Source organism: Leifsonia sp. NPDC014704 (assembly GCF_043083605.1).
In the GTDB taxonomy this organism is placed as follows: domain Bacteria; phylum Actinomycetota; class Actinomycetes; order Actinomycetales; family Microbacteriaceae; genus Leifsonia.
In genome coordinates this window covers 640701-656743 of sequence record NZ_JBIBYW010000002.1, presented here as the reverse complement: position 1 = coordinate 656743, position 16043 = coordinate 640701, and the positions used below count along the sequence as shown (strand labels likewise).

Here is a 16043-nt window from a genome sequence, read left to right as displayed (position 1 = left end):
GGCGGGGGCCCGCTCCACGGGGAGAACCGCCATGACCACCACCGCACCCACCGCCCGGGACGACGCCGCAGGCGCCGCCGCCCCCGCCGCGACTCCGCGGCGCGGCCGCGCACCGCGCGCCGACCTCAGCTTCCGACAGCGCCTCAACCGCTTCGACGTCAAGGCGTCGCCCTACTTCTACATCGCGCCCTTCTTCATCCTCTTCGGACTCGTCGGGCTGTTCCCTCTCGTCTACACGTTCGTCGTCTCGCTCAACAACTGGAACCTGCTCACGGGCCCCGGCGAGTGGGTCGGCTTCAAGAACTACGCGGCGGAACTCAGCGACCCGTTCTTCTGGAACTCGCTGTTCAACACGATCAGCATCTTCCTGCTCTCCGCCATCCCGCAGCTGGTCGCCGCCGTGTTCATCGCCGCGATCCTCGACCAGAACATCCGCGCCAAGACCTTCTGGCGGATGAGCGTGCTGCTCCCCTACGTCGTCACCCCGGTCGCGGTGACACTGATCTTCTCGAGCGCGTTCGACGAGAAGTACGGCCTCATCAACAACATGCTGCAGGCCGTCGGACTCGACCCGGTGATGTGGAAGACCCAGACCTTCCCGTCGCACGTCGCCATCGCCTCCATGGTGAACTGGCGCTGGACGGGCTACAACGCGCTCATCCTGCTGGCCGCCATGCAGGCGGTCCCCCGCGACATCCACGAGTCGGCCGCGCTCGACGGGGCCGGATCGTTCCGTCGATTCTTCTCGATCACGCTGCCGAGCATCCGCCCCACGATGATCTTCGTCATCATCACGGCCACCATCGGCGGACTGCAGATCTTCACCGAGCCGAAGCTGTTCAACCCGTCGAGTGCGGTGCCCGGAGGCCCGCAGCGGCAATACCAGACCACCGTGCTCTACCTCTGGGACATGGCCTTCAACCGCCAGAACTTCGGAAAGGCCTCCGCCATCGCGTGGCTGCTGTTCCTCCTGATCGTCGTGTTCGGCGTGCTCAACTTCCTGATCTCGCGCCGCATCGCCTCGACCGAGAGCCGGCTCAGCAAGAAACGGACCGCGAAACGACTGCAGGCCTCGCGCATCCTGGCCGCAGCGAGCGAGGAGAAGAACCTGTGACCGCCACAACACGCGAGACCCGCGCGCCCCGCCCCGTCGCCGGGACCCGACCCGGACGGGCCCCCAAGCGCAAGGCCCTCGGCATCGACCGCCGGCCCGGATTCCTCACCTACGGCATCCTGCTCGCCCTGTTCATCGGCGGCGCCTACCCGTTGTGGTGGTCGTTCGTCGCCGGCTCCAGCGACAGCACTGTGCTCACGTCGACCTGGCCGCCCCTGCTGCCCGGCGGGCAGTTCTGGACCAACGTCGGAGAAGTGCTGAACACCGTGCCGTTCTGGCTGGCGCTCGGCAACTCGATCATCGTCGCGTCGGTCATCACCGTCTCGGTCGTCGGATTCTCGACGCTGGCCGGCTACGCGTTCGCCAAGCTGCGCTTCCGCGGGCGGGAGGGCCTGATGGTCTTCGTCGTCGGGACGCTGGCGGTGCCGACACAGCTCGGCATCATCCCGCTGTTCATGGTCATGAAGCAGTTCGGCTGGACGGGCACCCTCGGCGCGGTCATCGTGCCGACCCTGGTCACGGCGTTCGGCGTGTTCTTCATGCGGCAGTACCTGGTCGATGTGATCCCCGAAGAACTCATCGAGGCGGCCCGCGTCGATGGCGCGAGTATGATCCGCACGTTCTGGCACGTCGGCGTCCCCGCCGCGCGACCGGCGATGGCGATCCTCGGCCTCTTCACCTTCATGACCGCGTGGACGGACTACCTCTGGCCGCTGCTCGTCGCACCGCAGAACCCGACACTGCAGGTGGCGCTGAGTCAGCTCCAGTCGGCGAAGTACGTCGACTACTCGATCGTGCTCGCCGGAGCCGTGCTCGCCACCATCCCCCTGCTGATCCTCTTCGTGCTCGCCGGCCGGCAGCTGGTCTCCGGCATCATGGCGGGTGCGGTGAAAGGTTGAGAATGAACCGCACCTGGCCCGACGGCTTCCTCTGGGGGTCGGCCACCGCCGCAGCGCAGATCGAGGGCGCCGCCCACGAGGACGGCAAGGAGGACTCCATCTGGGATGCCTTCGCCCGGGTACCGCAGGCGATCGCCGGCGGCGACACCCCCGAGGTGGCGGTCGACCACTACCACCGCATGCCGGAAGACGTGGCGCTCATGGCCTCCCTCGGGCTGCAGTCGTACCGGTTCTCGACGTCGTGGGCGCGGGTGAAGCCGGGCGACCGGACCGTCAACCCTGCCGGGCTCGCGTTCTACGACCGGCTGGTCGACGAGCTGCTCGGCGCCGGCATCTTGCCGTGGCTCACCCTGTACCACTGGGACCTCCCGCAGGCGCTCGAGGAGAAGGGCGGGTGGGCGGACCGCGACACCGCGTACCGGTTCCGCGACTACGCGATCGCCGTGTACGACGCCCTCGGCGACCGCGTCGACCACTGGACGACCTTCAACGAGCCGCTGTGCTCCTCCCTGATCGGCTATGCAGGCGGCGAGCACGCCCCCGGGCGACAGGAGCCGCGCGCCGGACTCGCCGCGCTGCACCACCAGCACCTCGCCCACGGGCTCGCCGCCGCCGCGATCCGGTCGCGAGCCGCGGAGCGCGGGAAGGGCGATGAGCTGAAGCTCGGCATCACCCTCAATCTGACGACCGCCGTGCCGAACGATCCCGCCGACCCGATGGATCGGGAGGCTGCCCGCCGGATCGACGGCCTCTGGAACCGGATGTACCTCGAGCCGCTGCTGCTCGGCGCCTACCCGGCCGACGTGCTGGAGGACGTGCGCGAGTACCGGTTCGAGGAGCTCGTCCACGACGGCGACCTCGCCGCGATCGCGCAGCCGCTCGACTTCCTCGGCGTGAACCACTATCACGACGACAACGTGAGCGGGCATCCCCTCGGCACGGACGAGCCCGCGCCGGTTGTACCCACGCCGCGGCCGACCTCGTCACCGTTCGTCGGCAGCGAGCACGTGACCTTCCCGTCGCGGCACCTGCCCACGACCGCGATGGGATGGGAGGTCAACCCCGACGGGCTGCGCGCCCTGCTGGTGCGCCTCACCCGCGACTATCCCACCCTGCCGCCGCTGTACATCACAGAGAACGGCGCCGCGTACGAGGACGTCGTGTCCGGCGACGGCCGCGTGCACGACAGCGAGCGCGCGGCGTACATCCTCGCCCACATCGACGCGGTCGGCCGCGCCATCGACGAGGGAGCCGACGTGCGCGGGTACTTCGTCTGGTCGCTGCTCGACAACTTCGAATGGGCGTGGGGCTACGCCAAGCGGTTCGGGATCGTCCGCGTGGACTACGAGACGCAGGAGCGCACGGTCAAGGGCTCGGGGTGGGCGTTCGCCGAGGTCATCGCGGCAGCACGCGCGGAGGGCGTCGCGGAGGAGGTCGCCGCGTCGCGCGTCTAGCATGGACGCGAGCGACGAGGAGACCCGATGACGACCGAGCAGATCACGGGCGGGGCGGTGCCGACCCTGGAGGCGGTGGCCGCGCGCGCCGGGGTGTCGCGCGCGACCGTGTCGCGGGTCGTGAACGGATCGCCGAAGGTGACGGCCGAGGTCGTCGCCGCGGTGGAGCGGGCCATCGCCGACCTCAACTACGTGCCCAACCGTGCCGCGCGCTCGCTGGCGTCGCGGCGCACGCAGGTCGTCGCCCTCGTCGTGCCGGAGTCGACGGCCAAGGTCTTCGCCGACCCGTTCTTCGCATCCATCGTCCAGGGCGTCGCGCTCAGCCTCGCCGACACGGAGTACACGCTCAACATGGTGATCTCGTCGGAGACCACCCCCGACAAGACCCGGCGCTACCTGATGGGCGGCAACGTCGACGGAGCGCTCGTGGTCTCGCACCACTCGGGCGACCACTCCTATGCGCAGCTGGGCGCATCCCTCCCGCTCGTCTTCGGCGGACGCCCGGTCAGTGAGACCGAGCACCTCTCGTATTACGTGGATGTGGACAACGTCGCGGGCGCTCAGGTCGCCACCCAGCACCTGATCGACCGCGGGCGCCGCAACATCGCCCTCATCACCGGACCGCAGGACATGCCGGCCGGACTCGACCGCTACACGGGCTGGAAGCGGGCGATGGATGCGGCCGGGCTCGACGCCACCCGCATCGCATACGGCGATTTCTCGCCCGCGTCGGGCTCCGAGGCGATGCGACGGCTGCTGGCGGAGGGCCGTCCGATCGACGGGCTCTTCGCGGCGAACGACCAGATGGCGGCCGGAGCGTACTCGGCGATCCATGAGGCGGGGCTCAGCATCCCGGGCGACATCGCGGTGGTCGGGTACGACGACGACAGCTTCGGCCTGATGTCGACGCCGCCGCTGACGACGGTGCACCAGCCGTCCATCGGGCTGGGCGAGACCATGGCGCGCGTGCTCGTGCGGCGCCTCGCGGGCGAGCACGTCGATCGCGTGACGTTGCTGCCGACCGAGCTGGTGGTGCGTCAGAGCACCTGACGCCCCGCGCTTCGCTTGCGGGCGCGGTAGGCGGCGGCCTTCGCGCGGTCGCCGCATCCGGCCATCCCGCACCAGCGGCGATTGGAGGCGCGCGACGCGTCCAGGAACGGCCGCGTGCAGTCCGTGCCCTCGCACCACTTGAGGTGCCGGGCGTTCTCGGGGCGGAACGCGTCGACGGCGGCCCGCGCGACCGTGGCGAGGCAGCCGCTGAGGTCGCCCGTCGTGGTGACGGTGCGGTCTGTCGCGAGGACAGGCACCGGCACGGGCGCAGCGGCGTGGCGCTGGAGCCGCCGCACGGCGTCCGCGTCGAGCGGCTCGGCCGGGTCCGCGGTGAGCAGCTGCCAGATCGTCTCGCGCAGACGGAGTGCGTCGCGGTGGCCCGCGTCGTCGACGAGCGGAGGCGCATCCACCAGTCCCGCATCCGCGAACCAGCGGGCGAGCGCCTCAGGGGTGGGGACGCGTTCGACCGCCGTCGTCCGGCGTTCGGCGACGGTCGCCACGAAGTCGAGGGCGAGGTTGCCCGCAACGAACTCGAAAGTCACGTCACTATCTTGACAGGTGACGCGAGTGGGGGCAACGTGTGGCGCATGAGCGAGCGGAGAGTCGGCGTGGTCGCCTACGTCACCTCGGCGGTGACGGCCCGGTCGGCGGACGCGGGGGCCGTCGTCGCGGCGGTGCTCGCCGGCACGGCCGCCGCCGGACCCGCCGCGGGAGGTCTGCTGGCCGCCGCGCTCACCATCCCGCACCTCATCGGGCCGCTCGCCGGACGACTGCTGGATGCGCGCGAGCGGCCGGGGCCGGTGCTCGCGGCCGCGTTCGTCTGGTACGCGGCGTTCCTCGTCGTCGCGGCGGTGATACTGCCGGTGAGCGTCATCGGCGCGGCGGCCGCGCTGGCGGCGGCGGGATGCGCGGGGCCGCTCGTGACGGGAGGGTTGAGCAGTCGGCTGGCGCCCATCCTGGCGACGGTGTCGACGTCGGATGAGCCGGCGGCGGACGCCGGAAGTGTCACCCAGCGGCGTGGGCAGGCACTCGACGCGCTCACCTACGGCGTCGCCGGGACCGTCGGCCCGGCCGCCATCGCCGCCGGCGCCGTCATGCTTTCTGCCGGCGGAGCGCTGGCAGCGACCGCAGGACTGCTGGTGATCGCCGCGGTGCCGGTGCTCTGGCTCCCGCGCTCTCGCCAGGCGGCCGCGCGCGACGCGGGTGGCGGCATTCTGCGAGTGCTGCTCGCGTCCGCGCCCCTTCGGCGCACCACCGTCGCCACAGTGGGCTCGGCGACGGCGCTCGCTGCGGCACCGGTCATCGCCGCCGCCCTGGCGGCGAGCCGGGGTGCATCGCCGGCTTCGACAGCACTGCTCATGGCACTGTATGGCGCCGGCGGTCTGGGGGCGGCGCTGCTGCTCATCGCGCGGCCGTTGTCCGGGTCGCCGGAACGTCTGGTGCGCATCGGGGTCGCGGTCGCGAGTCTCGCGCTGCTCCTGCCGTTGGCGGCGCTGCTCGCGCCTTCCGCCGCGACGGTGATCGCCGGTGCGGCATTCGCCCTCGTCGGTGCCGCAAGCTCCGCCCTGTTCGCCGCGACCCTCGCCGCCCGGACGGAGTACTCGCCGCCCGGGGCGGCCGCACGCGTCTTCGCGACCGTCGCCGGGGTGAAAGTGGCCGGGACCGCGGTCGGGGTGGCCGCCGCCGGGCTGATCGCTCCGTTCGGTGCCGGAGTGCTCATCCTCTGCGCCGCAGGCGTGTGCGCCCTCACCCTCGCCGCCGTCGCGCTCGACGCCGCCGTCGCGTCCCGTCCCTCCCGCGCCGCCCGCTCGTCCCGCTCGTCCCGCTCGTCCCGCTCGTCCCGTACCTCCCTCGCCCCCTGACCCCACCGTCGAGTCCGCAGACTTTGCACACTTCTGCGGTGCGGCGCGTGCAAAGTTTGCGGACTCGACGGCGGGCGGAGGGGCGGAGGGGCAGGGACGGACAAGGGGGTGCGGAGGGGGCGGGGCGAGCGTACGGTCGCGACATGCCTACATACACTGCGAAGCGAGCGCTCGAAGGCGACGCCGACGAGTACTTCGACTACGTCTCCGACCCGGAGAACCTGCCCGCCTACTTCCCGCGCGTGACCGAGGCGCACGAGCTGCCCGACGGCAAAGTCGAGACGACGGCGCACGTCGACGCCGACCAGGACGGCACGGATGAGACCGTCACCTCCGAGGCGAACTTCGACGTGGATCGCGCCGCCCGCGAGGTGCGCTGGTCGGCTCCCGGGCCGCACGACTATCACGGCTCGCTCCGCCTGACCGACGACGGCGTCGAGCTCACCATCCACACCACGCACGACTTCGACGGGATGCAGCAGGCGCTGGACGGATCGCTCGCGAAGATCGCGCAGAACCTGCGCGAGAAGGCCTGACCGACCGGCGCGATGTTCGACGGGTTCGAGTTCGCCGACGTCGATGTCGGCGAGGCGCGCATCCACGTCCGGATCGGCGGCGACGGACCGCCGATCGTGCTGCTGCACGGCCACCCTCGCACAGGCTCCACCTGGCATCGGGTGGCGCCGCTGCTCGTGGAGCACGGCCGTACCGTCGTCGTGCCGGATCTGCGCGGCTACGGCCGCTCGACCGCGCCCGCGCCGAAGCCCGATCACGCGCAGGCGTCGAAGCGGGCGATGGCCGAGGATGTCCGCGAGCTGATGCGCCGACTCGGCCACGACCGTTTCGACCTGGTCGGCCACGACCGCGGCAGCTACGCGGCGTTCCGGCTGGCGATGGACCATCCCGAAGCCGTCCGCCGTGTCGCCCTGCTCGACTGCCTTCCCATCGTCGAGCACCTCGACCGCATCACGCCGGAGTTCGCCACCCAGTGGTACCACTGGTTCTTCTTCGCCCAGCCGGACACTCCCGAGCGCGTCATCAGCGCCGACCCGGACGCCTGGTACCACGGCGATCCGGAGGCGATGGGGCTCGAGAACTTCGCCGAACGACGGGAGGCCATCCACCGCCCGGAGGTCGTACGCGCGATGCTGGAGGACTACCGCGCTGGACTCACCGTCGACCGGGCCGACGAGGAGGCGGACCGCGCCGCCGGGCGACAGCTGACGATGCCGCTGCTCGTGCTCTGGTCACTTCGCGACGACCTGGAGCAGCTCTTCGGCGACCCGCTCGCGATCTGGAACAGCTGGGCCGCCGACGTCCGCGGGCACGGGATCGACTCGGGCCACCACGTCGCGGAGGAGGCGCCTGCGGAGCTCGTCGACGCGCTGGCCGGGTTCTTCGGCGAGCGCGTCGACGGCTCCGCGACGCCCTGATCCGCTAACGGCAGGCCGTCTCCAGCTCCGTCATCGCGGCTGAGAGCGCCGTGAGTTGCTCCTTGACCCTGGCGATCGTGTCGTACGCGCTCCCCGGGTCGGCCGGCGCATCCGTGGACGCGGCCTCGAGGGTCGCGACGACATCGTCGAGCGCCGTCACGGCGTTCTCCGCAGCGTCAGCGACCTCGGGGTCGTCGATCGTCACGGCGAGCGCATGCGCCTCAGCGGAGAGTTCCTGCATCTCGGAGATCGCCTCGATGCGCTCAGCACCCGTCGCCTGGGCGATCCCGCCCATCTGCTCGCTGATGTCGACGACGAGTTCGCCGATCTCCTGGCACCCCGGCTTCTGGAACGCGGACACGGATCCCTTCTGCGATGCCGTGTCGACGGCGCTCTGCACGGCGGCCGCGGTAGCGACGACGATCAGGATCGACACCACGATGGTGAGCACGCTCATGACCGCGCCGACGATGATGCCGGACCAGGCCAGACCGCGTCCTTTGTCGCCCGACCGCTTGATCTGGGAAAGAGCGATGCCTCCGCAGATGAAGGCGGCGAGAGGAACGAGGAAGCCTGCGATCAGGGCGATGATCGCCAGGACGTTGGTCTTCTGCGGACGCGCGTGCGCAGGAAGGCCGGGCGGGATGGGCGGGGCCGAATCACCGGGTGTGACCGACGCGGCGGGTTCGATGGGAGCGGCGGGTCGGGCGTCCGTCTCCGCGGGGGTGGGGGTCTCGTCGTTCATGGGGCCTTCCTGGGCACGGTCTGCGCGCCGGGCGTCGTGGGGCGGCGCGAAATCACCGCCCACCCGTGCAGACGCACCGAATGTCGGCAATATGACGCGGCGCGCGACAACCGCCCGAGCGTCAGGCCAGGCGGCGGTACAGGCGGTTGCCCAGCGCGGCCAGCACGAACCCGGTCGCCACGATCGCGGCGACGCCGCCCGCGTAGGCGATGAACAGGTGCTCCGTGCCCGACTGCGCCGAGAAGTACGTGACGAGAAGCGCGATGACCGAGCCGGCGGCGCAGACCGCCCCGATCCACACCAGCGGCCACAGCTTGCTCCGCACCGGCGGTTCGGCGCCCGGCAGGTGCAGCCACGCCAGCACGATCCCGGCGAGGCAGCCCCAGAACGCGACGACGAGCATTCCGGCCACGACGTCGCTGGGCCGGTGCCACTGCTCGACCAGGGTGGATGCGCCGGCCGCGATCGCGAAGATCGAGCCGACGACCGCGGCGACCGGGCGGAGGCGCGGTGACGCCACCAGGAACACGACAAGCGCAGCAGAGGCGGCGACCGCCGTGTGACCGGAGGGAAGCGAGTTGGAGAGCCCGACATCCACGCCCTTCTCGGGCCGGGACAGGATGGTGTACTTCAGCACCTGCGTGCTGACGTTCGCGCCGATGGCCGCTCCGACCGCCACCGCGAACACCAGCCAGTTGCGCCGGATCAGCACGATCACGATGGCCACGATCGCCCCGATCACCACCGATGCGACCGGCAGCGCGTTGAGGAATGTGTGCGCGAACTCGATCACGTCGCCCTTCCAGGCGTCGGCTCCGGCGAAGGCGCGCTCATCGATGACCTGGCCGATGTAGCTCTGCACGAACACCAGGTAGACGGCGACGAACGAGCCCGCGGAGACGAGCGCACCCCAGAGGAAGGGGAGGGCGCGGAGGCTCGATCGCATAGTGCATCCACCCTTCCACACACGACTCTGAGATTTCCGGACGAACGCCGAAGATCGCGGGGATCCGCTCAGTCGACGAAGCGAACGCCGGGTTCGCACGCGGCCAGCCGATCGCGCATGACCGCGACGGCGGCCGGATTGCTGTCCACCAGTACGAAGCGCCGCCCGAGCGCCGAGGCGACCGCGCCGGTGGTGCCGCTCCCGGCGAAGAAGTCGAGCACCCAGTCCCCCTCGCGACTGGACGCCTGGACGATGCGACGAAGCACGCCCTCCGGCTTCTGTGTCGGGTATCCCGTCTTCTCGCGACCCGTCGGCGACACGATGGTGTGCCACCAGACGTCCGTCGGCAGCTTGCCGAGCTGCGCCTTCTCCGGGGTGACGAGCCCCGGCGCCATGTACGGCTCGCGCTCGACCGCGGCATTGTCGAAATGGTACGCGGACGGGTTCTTCACGTAGACGAGGATCGTGTCGTGCTTGGCCGGCCACCGGTTCTTCGGCTTCGCACCGTAGTCGTAGGCCCAGATGATCTCGTTGAGGAACGACTCCCGGCCGAACAGCGCATCCAGCAGCACCTTGGCGTAGTGCGACTCGCGGTAGTCGAGGTGGAGGTACAGCGTCCCGTCGTCGGCCAGCACCCGCCAGGCCTCGATCAGGCGCGGCTCCAGGAAGCCCCAGTAGTCCTCGAAGCGGTCGTCGTAGCTGAGCAGGTCGCCCTTGATGCGCTCGTAGCTGCGCCCTTTGAAGCCGATCACGCTGCCGACGCCGCCCTCGGAGCGCACCGACGTGAGCGTCTGGCGCGCCTGCGGCCGCCCGGTGTTGAAGGGAGGGTCGAGGTAGATCAGGCGGAAGGACGCGTCCGGCAGAGCCGCCAGCACCTCCAGGTTGTCGCCCTGCACGACCGTGCTGGGCGCATCCGGATGCCACAGCGGTTCGGCTGCGGGAGCGGGCTGCGACATGCGACCATTCTCGCAGCGGAGAGAATGGACTGTGCACAACCTCGGCCTCCTCTTCGACGTCGACGGGCCCATCGCGAGTCCCGTCACCCGCACCATCGCCATCCGCAGCATCGTCACCGACCTCGTCGCGATGGCCGCCGCGGGCGTTCCGATCGCGTTCATCACCGGACGGTCGGGCGATTTCATTCGCAACCAGGTGGTGAATCCGCTGTGCGATGCAGGTCTCGGCGAGGCGCTCGATCAGCACGGCGCGCGAATGTTCGGCGTGTTCGAGAAGGGCGGCGCGTGGGCGCCGATCACGGGCGAGGGGATGGGCGAGGTCACCGTGGACGAGACGGTCGCCTTCACTCCCGAAGCCGTCGACGCGGTCCGCCGGCTGGTGCGCGACCGCTTCGCCGACACCATGTTCTTCGACGAGACCAAGCGCGCGATGATCTCGGTCGAGCAGCGTACCGACGTGGATGCGGAGACCTACGCCGAGGCCCAGTCGCGCTTCCAGGACGCCGCCTTCGACGCGCTGACCGGCCTCGGGGTCGGCCTGCGCTACGGCGACCGGGAGGCGCCCGACGCCGAGGGCGCCGTGCCGTACCGGATCGACCCGACGATCATCTCGACCGACATCGAGTCGGTGCTGCTCGACAAGGACCGTGGCGCGCAGCGCGCCTTCGACTACTTCGCGGCGCGCGGACCGCTCCCCCGCCGCTGGCGATCGGTTGGCGACTCGCGCAGCGACTACAAGATGGCGGACTTCGTGCACGACGCGGGCTACGAGGTCGCCCATGTGGACGTGCGGCCCGCCGACGGCGTGCTCGAGCGGCCGTACCAGGTGATCACGATCGGCGACGCCATCCACGACGACGCGGGAGCCGAGTTCCTGGCCCACTGGAGGCGCGAACTCGGTCTGGACTGAGCGCCGCGCCTCGCCGTCCGCCTCCCCTCCGGCTTCGCGAACGGAGGAGACGAGCCGAGTTCCCGGTGCGGATGTCCTCCGTTCCCGCACTTTCGCGGCGCGTCGAGCGTCCATCTCCTCCGTTTCGCACGCCCTGCGACCGCAGCGATCTGGGCGCGGAAACGGAGGAGAAGCGGGGATGGGATGGGCGATTCGGCCGTAAACGGAGGGGCAGTCGGCCGGAACGGCCGGAAACTCCTCCGTTTGCGCCAGCGCGCGGAAAGGGAGGAGAAGCGGCGAGGCGGGAGGGACCAGTCAGGCGAGCTCGCGGCCGCGGTTGCGGCGGCGGATCTCGCGCGGCGCCCGCCCGCCGAGGAAGGAGCGCGCCGGGTCGACCATGAAGCCCTGGCGGAGCGCCTCGCGGCCGACCAGCATCCGGAAGCCCATCTGGTCCCGGTTGGTCAGCGTCGTCTCCGCGGTCACCGGGCGACCGCCCAGCACCAGCTCGAGCAGCACGACGATCCGCTCCTCCGTGTGACCGGACGAACTGCGCACTACGCGGCGGTCGTGCACCGCGCACTCGGCGGTGACCGCATCCCGGTCGGAGTCCTGCCACGGCTGCACCCGGAACCGCACCCGGTCGCCCGGCAGCTCCTCGATGTCGAAGGCGTGCAGGGACGAGCTGCGGGCCCCGGTGTCGACCTTCACCTTGATCCACGGCACGCCGAGGCCGGGAAGGCTCACCCACTCACGCCAGCCGACCGTGTCGGTGGTTGGATGGAGGTCGGCCATTCCCCCATCTTTGCAGGAGCCCTCCCGTGAAACTCGCCATCCTCTCGCGCGCCCCGCACGCGTATTCGACGCAGCGGCTGCGTTCGGCGGCCGAGAACCGCGGTCATACGGTCAAGGTGCTCAACACGCTCCGGTTCGCGATCGACCTCTCCGGCGACGAGCCGGACCTGCAGTACCGCGGCCGGCTGCTGTCCGACTACGACGCGATCCTGCCGCGCATCGGCAACTCGATCACCTACTACGGCACCGCGGTCGTGCGGCAATTCGAGCAGATGGATGTGTACACGCCGAACACCGCGAACGGCATCACCAACTCGCGGGACAAGCTGCGGGCGACGCAGATCCTCTCGCGCCACAACATCGGGATGCCGCGCACGGCGTTCGTGAACAGCCGCGCGGACGTGCGCATGGCGATCGAGCGCGTCGGCGGTGCGCCGGTCGTGATCAAGCTGCTCGAGGGAACCCAGGGCATCGGCGTCATCCTGGCCCCGGAGGCGAAGATCGCGGAGTCGATCATCGAGACGCTCCACTCCACGAAGCAGAACGTGCTCATCCAGAGCTTCATCGCCGAGAGCCGCGGGCGCGACATCCGGGCGCTCGTCGTCGGGGACCGGGTGGTGGCCGCGATGCGGCGCGTGGCGAGCGGCGACGAGTTCCGCTCCAACGTGCACCGCGGCGGCACCGTCGAGAAGGTCGCACTGACTCCCGAGTTCGAGGAGGCGGCGGTGCGGTCGGCCCAGATCATGGGACTCCGCGTCGCCGGCGTCGACATGCTGGAGGGCAAGGACGGCCCGCTGGTCATGGAGGTCAACTCCTCACCGGGGCTCGAGGGCATCGAGCGGGCGACCGGGCTGGACGTGGCCGGCGCCATCATCGACTTCATCGACAACCAGGTGGCGTTCCCCGAGATCGACGTCCGTCAGCGCCTCACCGTCTCGACCGGCTACGGCGTCGCCGAACTGCTCGTGCACACCAACGCGGACCTCGTCGGCAAGACCCTCCGCGACTCCGGTCTCGGCGACCGCGACATCTCGGTGCTCACCCTGCATCGGGGCGCGTCCGTCATCCCGAACCCGCGCAGCGGCGTCGTGCTGGAGGCGGGCGACCGGCTGCTCTGCTTCGGACGGCTGGAGGAGATGCGGTCGATGATCCCGGACCGCCGCAAGCGCCGGGCCAAGGTGCGCAAGCTGCCGAAGGAGGCGCAGGAGGCGCTGACCGAGAGCGAGACCGCGCCCGTCGCCGCGACGGAGTGAGCGGGGGCGCCCCCGCTATCGCGCCCCTCCTATCCCGCCACCGCTGTCGTGCGGGCACGGACATGCGCCCGCTCCCCCTGCGCACCGAACAGTGAGAGCAGTTCGACCGCGCCTCCCGTCTCCGTCCCGAACCAGTGCGGCACCCGGGTGTCGAACTCGGCCGCTTCCCCGGGCTCCAGGACGACCTCGTCGTCGCCGAGCTTCAGGCGCAGGCGGCCGCTGAGCACGTAGAGCCATTCGTACCCCTCGTGGGTCCGCTGCCGCGGAACCGAACGCGCCCCGGGCGGAATGACGATCTTGTACGCCTGCAGCCCGGCGGCATGCCGCGAGAGGGGAAGCATCGTCATGCCGTCGCGGCGAATCGGCTGGGCCCGCACGCGCGGGTCGGTGGAGGGCGCGTGGACCAACTCGTCGAGGGTCGTGCCGTAGACGCGCGCCAGCGGCAGCAGCAGCTCCAGGGTCGCCCGGCGGCGGCCGGACTCCAGGCGGCTGAGTGTGCTGGCGGAGATGCCGGTCGTCTCCTCGACCTCGGCGAGGGTCAGGCCGCGGTCGTTGCGCAGACGGCGCAACCGGGCTCCAGCAGCGGCGATGGCGTCTTCGGTGTCCATCCGCCCAGTTTGCCACTTCGGCAAGAAGAATTGCCATCCTGCATTCCGGCACCGACACTGGCTGCATGACGGACCAGTGGGAACAGCAGGACGAGGCGGTGGACGCCGTGGTGATCGGCGGCGGTGCGGCGGGACTCAACGGCGCACTCATGCTGGCGCGCTCGCGGCGGAAGGTGCTCGTGATCGACTCGGGATCGCCGCGCAACGCTCCGGCGGAAGGCGTCCACGGGCTTCTCGGGCGCGAGGGGGTGCCGCCGTCGGAGCTGCTGCGGATCGGGCGCGAGGAGGTCCGGCGCTATGGCGGACGCATCCTCGACAGCGAGGTGACGGATGCGGTGCGCTCGGGCGACGGATTCGTCGTGACCCTCGGCGACGGACGCACCGTCGGGGCACGCCGACTGCTGGTCGCGACCGGCCTGCGGGATGTACTCCCCGACATCCCGGGCCTCGCCGAGCGCTGGGGCCGCGACCTCGTGCACTGCCCGTACTGCCACGGCTGGGAGGTCCGCGACCGGCCGATCGGCATCGTCGCGACCGGGGAGGGATCGGTCCATCAGGCGCTGCTGTTCCGGCAGCTCTCGGACGACGTCGTGTACCTCGCGAACGGTCACGAGCCCGACGAGGCCGCGCGGACGCGATTCGAGGCGCTGGGCGTCCCAGTCGTCGAGGGGCGTATCGCCGCCGTCGAGACGGCGGACGAACGCATCACCGGCGTCCGGTTGGACGACGGCACGCTGGTCGCACGGGAGGTGCTCGCCGTCGGCTCGCGCATGGAGGCCCGCACACAGGGCCTCCAGTCCCTGGGTCTCCGCAGCGTCGACCTGCCGGGCGGGATGGGCACCAGCATCGAGGCGGACGAGTTCGGTCGAACAGGTGTGCCCGGGGTCTGGGCGGCGGGCAACGTCGCCGACGCCAAGGCGCAGGTCGGCGCAGCCGCAGCCGCCGGCGCGCTGGCCGGCGCCCAGATCAACGCGGAACTCGCGCTGGAGGACGCCGACCGCGCGGTGGCGCTCAGACGGTCGGCTGCTGCGAGCCGCTGACGGCCGGCTGCTCGACCGCCCGCGGCCGCTCGGCGCGGCGGTAGTGCCGCAGCACGAGCCAGAGCGTCAGGATGCCGCCGGCGGCGACGACGATCAGCACGACGATGTAGAGGATGCCCGCCAGCGCGGTCACGGCCGACGCGGTCTGCGCCGTGAGGCCGCCGGCCGAGGTGAGCTCCTCGACCGCGCGGCCGTTCGCGAGCAGCGCGATGACGGCAGCCAGGTCGCTCGCGGAATCCCACAGCCCGTGCAGGATGGCCACCCCGACGTAGGTCACCACGATCCAGATCGAGAAGCGGAAGCGATCGCGGCCCCGTGCCGCGCCGAACAGCACGGCGCCGAGCACGGCCGTCCACAGGACATGGCCGACCGGCGCGAGGATCGCGCGCAGCACCTCGGTCTGGAGCAGCGAGACGAGGTCGATTCCGCGAGCCGTGATCGCCGCGTTGAAGGCGTATCCGGCCGACTCGAAGGCGGCGAATCCCGCTCCTACCGTCGCCCCGAGCAGGGCGCCCTGCGTGGCCGTCTTCGGCACGACGCGCCAGCCGATGATGACCAGCAGGATGCCCTTCACCAGCTCCTCGATGAGACCCACCAACAGGTACAGCCAGTAGCTCTGGTGCAGGTTCACCTCGAGCAAGGAGGCGCCGAGGACACCGAAGATCCCGCCGATGAAGAAGGCGAGGACCAGTTGCAGCGAGCTCACACTGCCGCTCACGCGTTCGATGGCGAAGAGGACGACGCAGAACGGGACGAGGAAGCTCCCGAGCAGGATCAGCGTCGGGATGAGGTTGGTGTTGCCCGTGACGATCGTCACGACGATGGTCAGGATCCACAGCGCCAGGCCGGTGAGGAGCGTCTTCCACCACCAACCGTGATGGTGATGCGGGTGCGGCGCTGCTTCCGGCCGTTCCGTCCATGTCTGTGCTGTCATCCGACTCCCCTTCGCTCGATGCCGCGCCACCGCTGACAGTGCGAATATCTTCCCACCGCCATGGGTCT

The 16043-nt window shown here is 70.7% G+C and carries 17 protein-coding genes; 10 read left to right on the top strand and 7 right to left on the bottom strand.

Translation table 11 applies throughout. The annotated features are described in order from the left end of the window. Positions 1–31 precede the first annotated feature (31 nt). The 4 genes from ACF1AJ_RS14705 to ACF1AJ_RS14690 are packed head-to-tail and all read left to right on the top strand — an operon-like array spanning position 32 to position 4517. Positions 32–1114, top strand: coding sequence for a carbohydrate ABC transporter permease (locus tag ACF1AJ_RS14705; protein WP_391508007.1), 1083 nt, complete (start codon positions 32–34; stop codon positions 1112–1114). Continuing rightward, entirely contained in the window at positions 1111–2013 is a 903-nt protein-coding gene (locus ACF1AJ_RS14700) for a carbohydrate ABC transporter permease (RefSeq protein ID WP_391508006.1), read from the top strand. The genes ACF1AJ_RS14705 and ACF1AJ_RS14700 overlap by 4 nt, the downstream gene beginning before the upstream one ends. A gap of 2 nt (positions 2014–2015) precedes the next feature. Further along, a complete protein-coding gene (locus tag ACF1AJ_RS14695; RefSeq protein WP_391508005.1) occupies positions 2016–3467 on the top strand; it encodes a GH1 family beta-glucosidase in 1452 nt (483 codons plus the stop codon). Between the two features lie 27 nt (positions 3468–3494). Then, positions 3495–4517, top strand: coding sequence for a LacI family DNA-binding transcriptional regulator (locus ACF1AJ_RS14690; RefSeq protein WP_391508004.1), 1023 nt, complete (start codon positions 3495–3497; stop codon positions 4515–4517). Here the strand turns inward: ACF1AJ_RS14690 and ACF1AJ_RS14685 are convergent. Continuing rightward, positions 4505–5059: a CGNR zinc finger domain-containing protein gene (locus ACF1AJ_RS14685; protein WP_391508003.1), complete on the bottom strand. Its 555-nt coding sequence runs from the start codon at positions 5057–5059 to the stop codon at positions 4505–4507. The genes ACF1AJ_RS14690 and ACF1AJ_RS14685 overlap by 13 nt on opposite strands. A gap of 45 nt (positions 5060–5104) precedes the next feature. Between ACF1AJ_RS14685 and ACF1AJ_RS14680 the strand changes: the two genes are divergently transcribed. The 3 genes from ACF1AJ_RS14680 to ACF1AJ_RS14670 all read left to right on the top strand — a co-directional run bounded on the left by ACF1AJ_RS14680 (position 5105) and on the right by ACF1AJ_RS14670 (position 7812). After that, a complete protein-coding gene (locus tag ACF1AJ_RS14680; protein WP_391508002.1) occupies positions 5105–6379 on the top strand; it encodes a hypothetical protein in 1275 nt (424 codons plus the stop codon). 143 nt (positions 6380–6522) lie between these two features. After that, entirely contained in the window at positions 6523–6915 is a 393-nt protein-coding gene (locus ACF1AJ_RS14675; RefSeq protein WP_391508001.1) for an SRPBCC family protein, read from the top strand. 12 nt (positions 6916–6927) lie between these two features. Then, positions 6928–7812, top strand: a complete 885-nt coding sequence (locus ACF1AJ_RS14670) for an alpha/beta fold hydrolase (protein WP_391508000.1) — start codon at positions 6928–6930, stop codon at positions 7810–7812. 4 nt (positions 7813–7816) lie between these two features. Here the strand turns inward: ACF1AJ_RS14670 and ACF1AJ_RS14665 are convergent, their stop codons facing one another. From ACF1AJ_RS14665 to ACF1AJ_RS14655, 3 genes are all read right to left on the bottom strand, one after another. After that, entirely contained in the window at positions 7817–8557 is a 741-nt protein-coding gene (locus ACF1AJ_RS14665) for a DUF4190 domain-containing protein (protein WP_391507999.1), read from the bottom strand. A 121-nt stretch (positions 8558–8678) separates the two neighbouring features. Further along, a complete protein-coding gene (locus tag ACF1AJ_RS14660) occupies positions 8679–9503 on the bottom strand; it encodes a phosphatase PAP2 family protein (protein WP_391507998.1) in 825 nt (274 codons plus the stop codon). 68 nt (positions 9504–9571) lie between these two features. Next, positions 9572–10459 (bottom strand): DNA-methyltransferase, encoded by an 888-nt coding sequence (locus ACF1AJ_RS14655; protein ID WP_391507997.1) that lies wholly within the window; start codon positions 10457–10459, stop codon positions 9572–9574. Positions 10460–10490: 31 nt separating this feature from the next. On the opposite strand from ACF1AJ_RS14655, the gene ACF1AJ_RS14650 reads away from it, so the two are divergent. Next, a complete protein-coding gene (locus ACF1AJ_RS14650) occupies positions 10491–11369 on the top strand; it encodes a hypothetical protein (RefSeq protein WP_391507996.1) in 879 nt (292 codons plus the stop codon). 294 nt (positions 11370–11663) lie between these two features. On the opposite strand, the gene ACF1AJ_RS14645 is transcribed toward ACF1AJ_RS14650, so the two are convergent. Continuing rightward, the gene (locus ACF1AJ_RS14645) at positions 11664–12140 is read right to left on the bottom strand and encodes an ATP-dependent zinc protease (RefSeq protein ID WP_391507995.1); all 477 of its coding nucleotides are present in this window, start codon (positions 12138–12140) and stop codon (positions 11664–11666) included. Between the two features lie 26 nt (positions 12141–12166). On the opposite strand from ACF1AJ_RS14645, the gene rimK reads away from it, so the two are divergent. After that, complete coding sequence (gene rimK / locus ACF1AJ_RS14640) at positions 12167–13393, top strand: 30S ribosomal protein S6--L-glutamate ligase (protein ID WP_018192648.1); 1227 nt, start codon at positions 12167–12169, stop codon at positions 13391–13393. Positions 13394–13422: 29 nt separating this feature from the next. Here rimK and ACF1AJ_RS14635 read toward each other — a convergent pair whose 3' ends face one another. Beyond that, on the bottom strand, positions 13423–14001 hold the full coding sequence (locus tag ACF1AJ_RS14635; RefSeq protein WP_391507994.1) for a helix-turn-helix domain-containing protein: 579 nt from the start codon (positions 13999–14001) through the stop codon (positions 13423–13425). Positions 14002–14066: 65 nt separating this feature from the next. Between ACF1AJ_RS14635 and ACF1AJ_RS14630 the strand changes: the two genes are divergently transcribed. Next, the gene (locus tag ACF1AJ_RS14630; protein WP_391507993.1) at positions 14067–15041 is read left to right on the top strand and encodes an NAD(P)/FAD-dependent oxidoreductase; all 975 of its coding nucleotides are present in this window, start codon (positions 14067–14069) and stop codon (positions 15039–15041) included. Here ACF1AJ_RS14630 and ACF1AJ_RS14625 read toward each other — a convergent pair. After that, positions 15013–15975, bottom strand: coding sequence for a PrsW family intramembrane metalloprotease (locus tag ACF1AJ_RS14625; protein WP_391507992.1), 963 nt, complete (start codon positions 15973–15975; stop codon positions 15013–15015). The genes ACF1AJ_RS14630 and ACF1AJ_RS14625 overlap by 29 nt on opposite strands. Positions 15976–16043 lie beyond the last annotated feature (68 nt).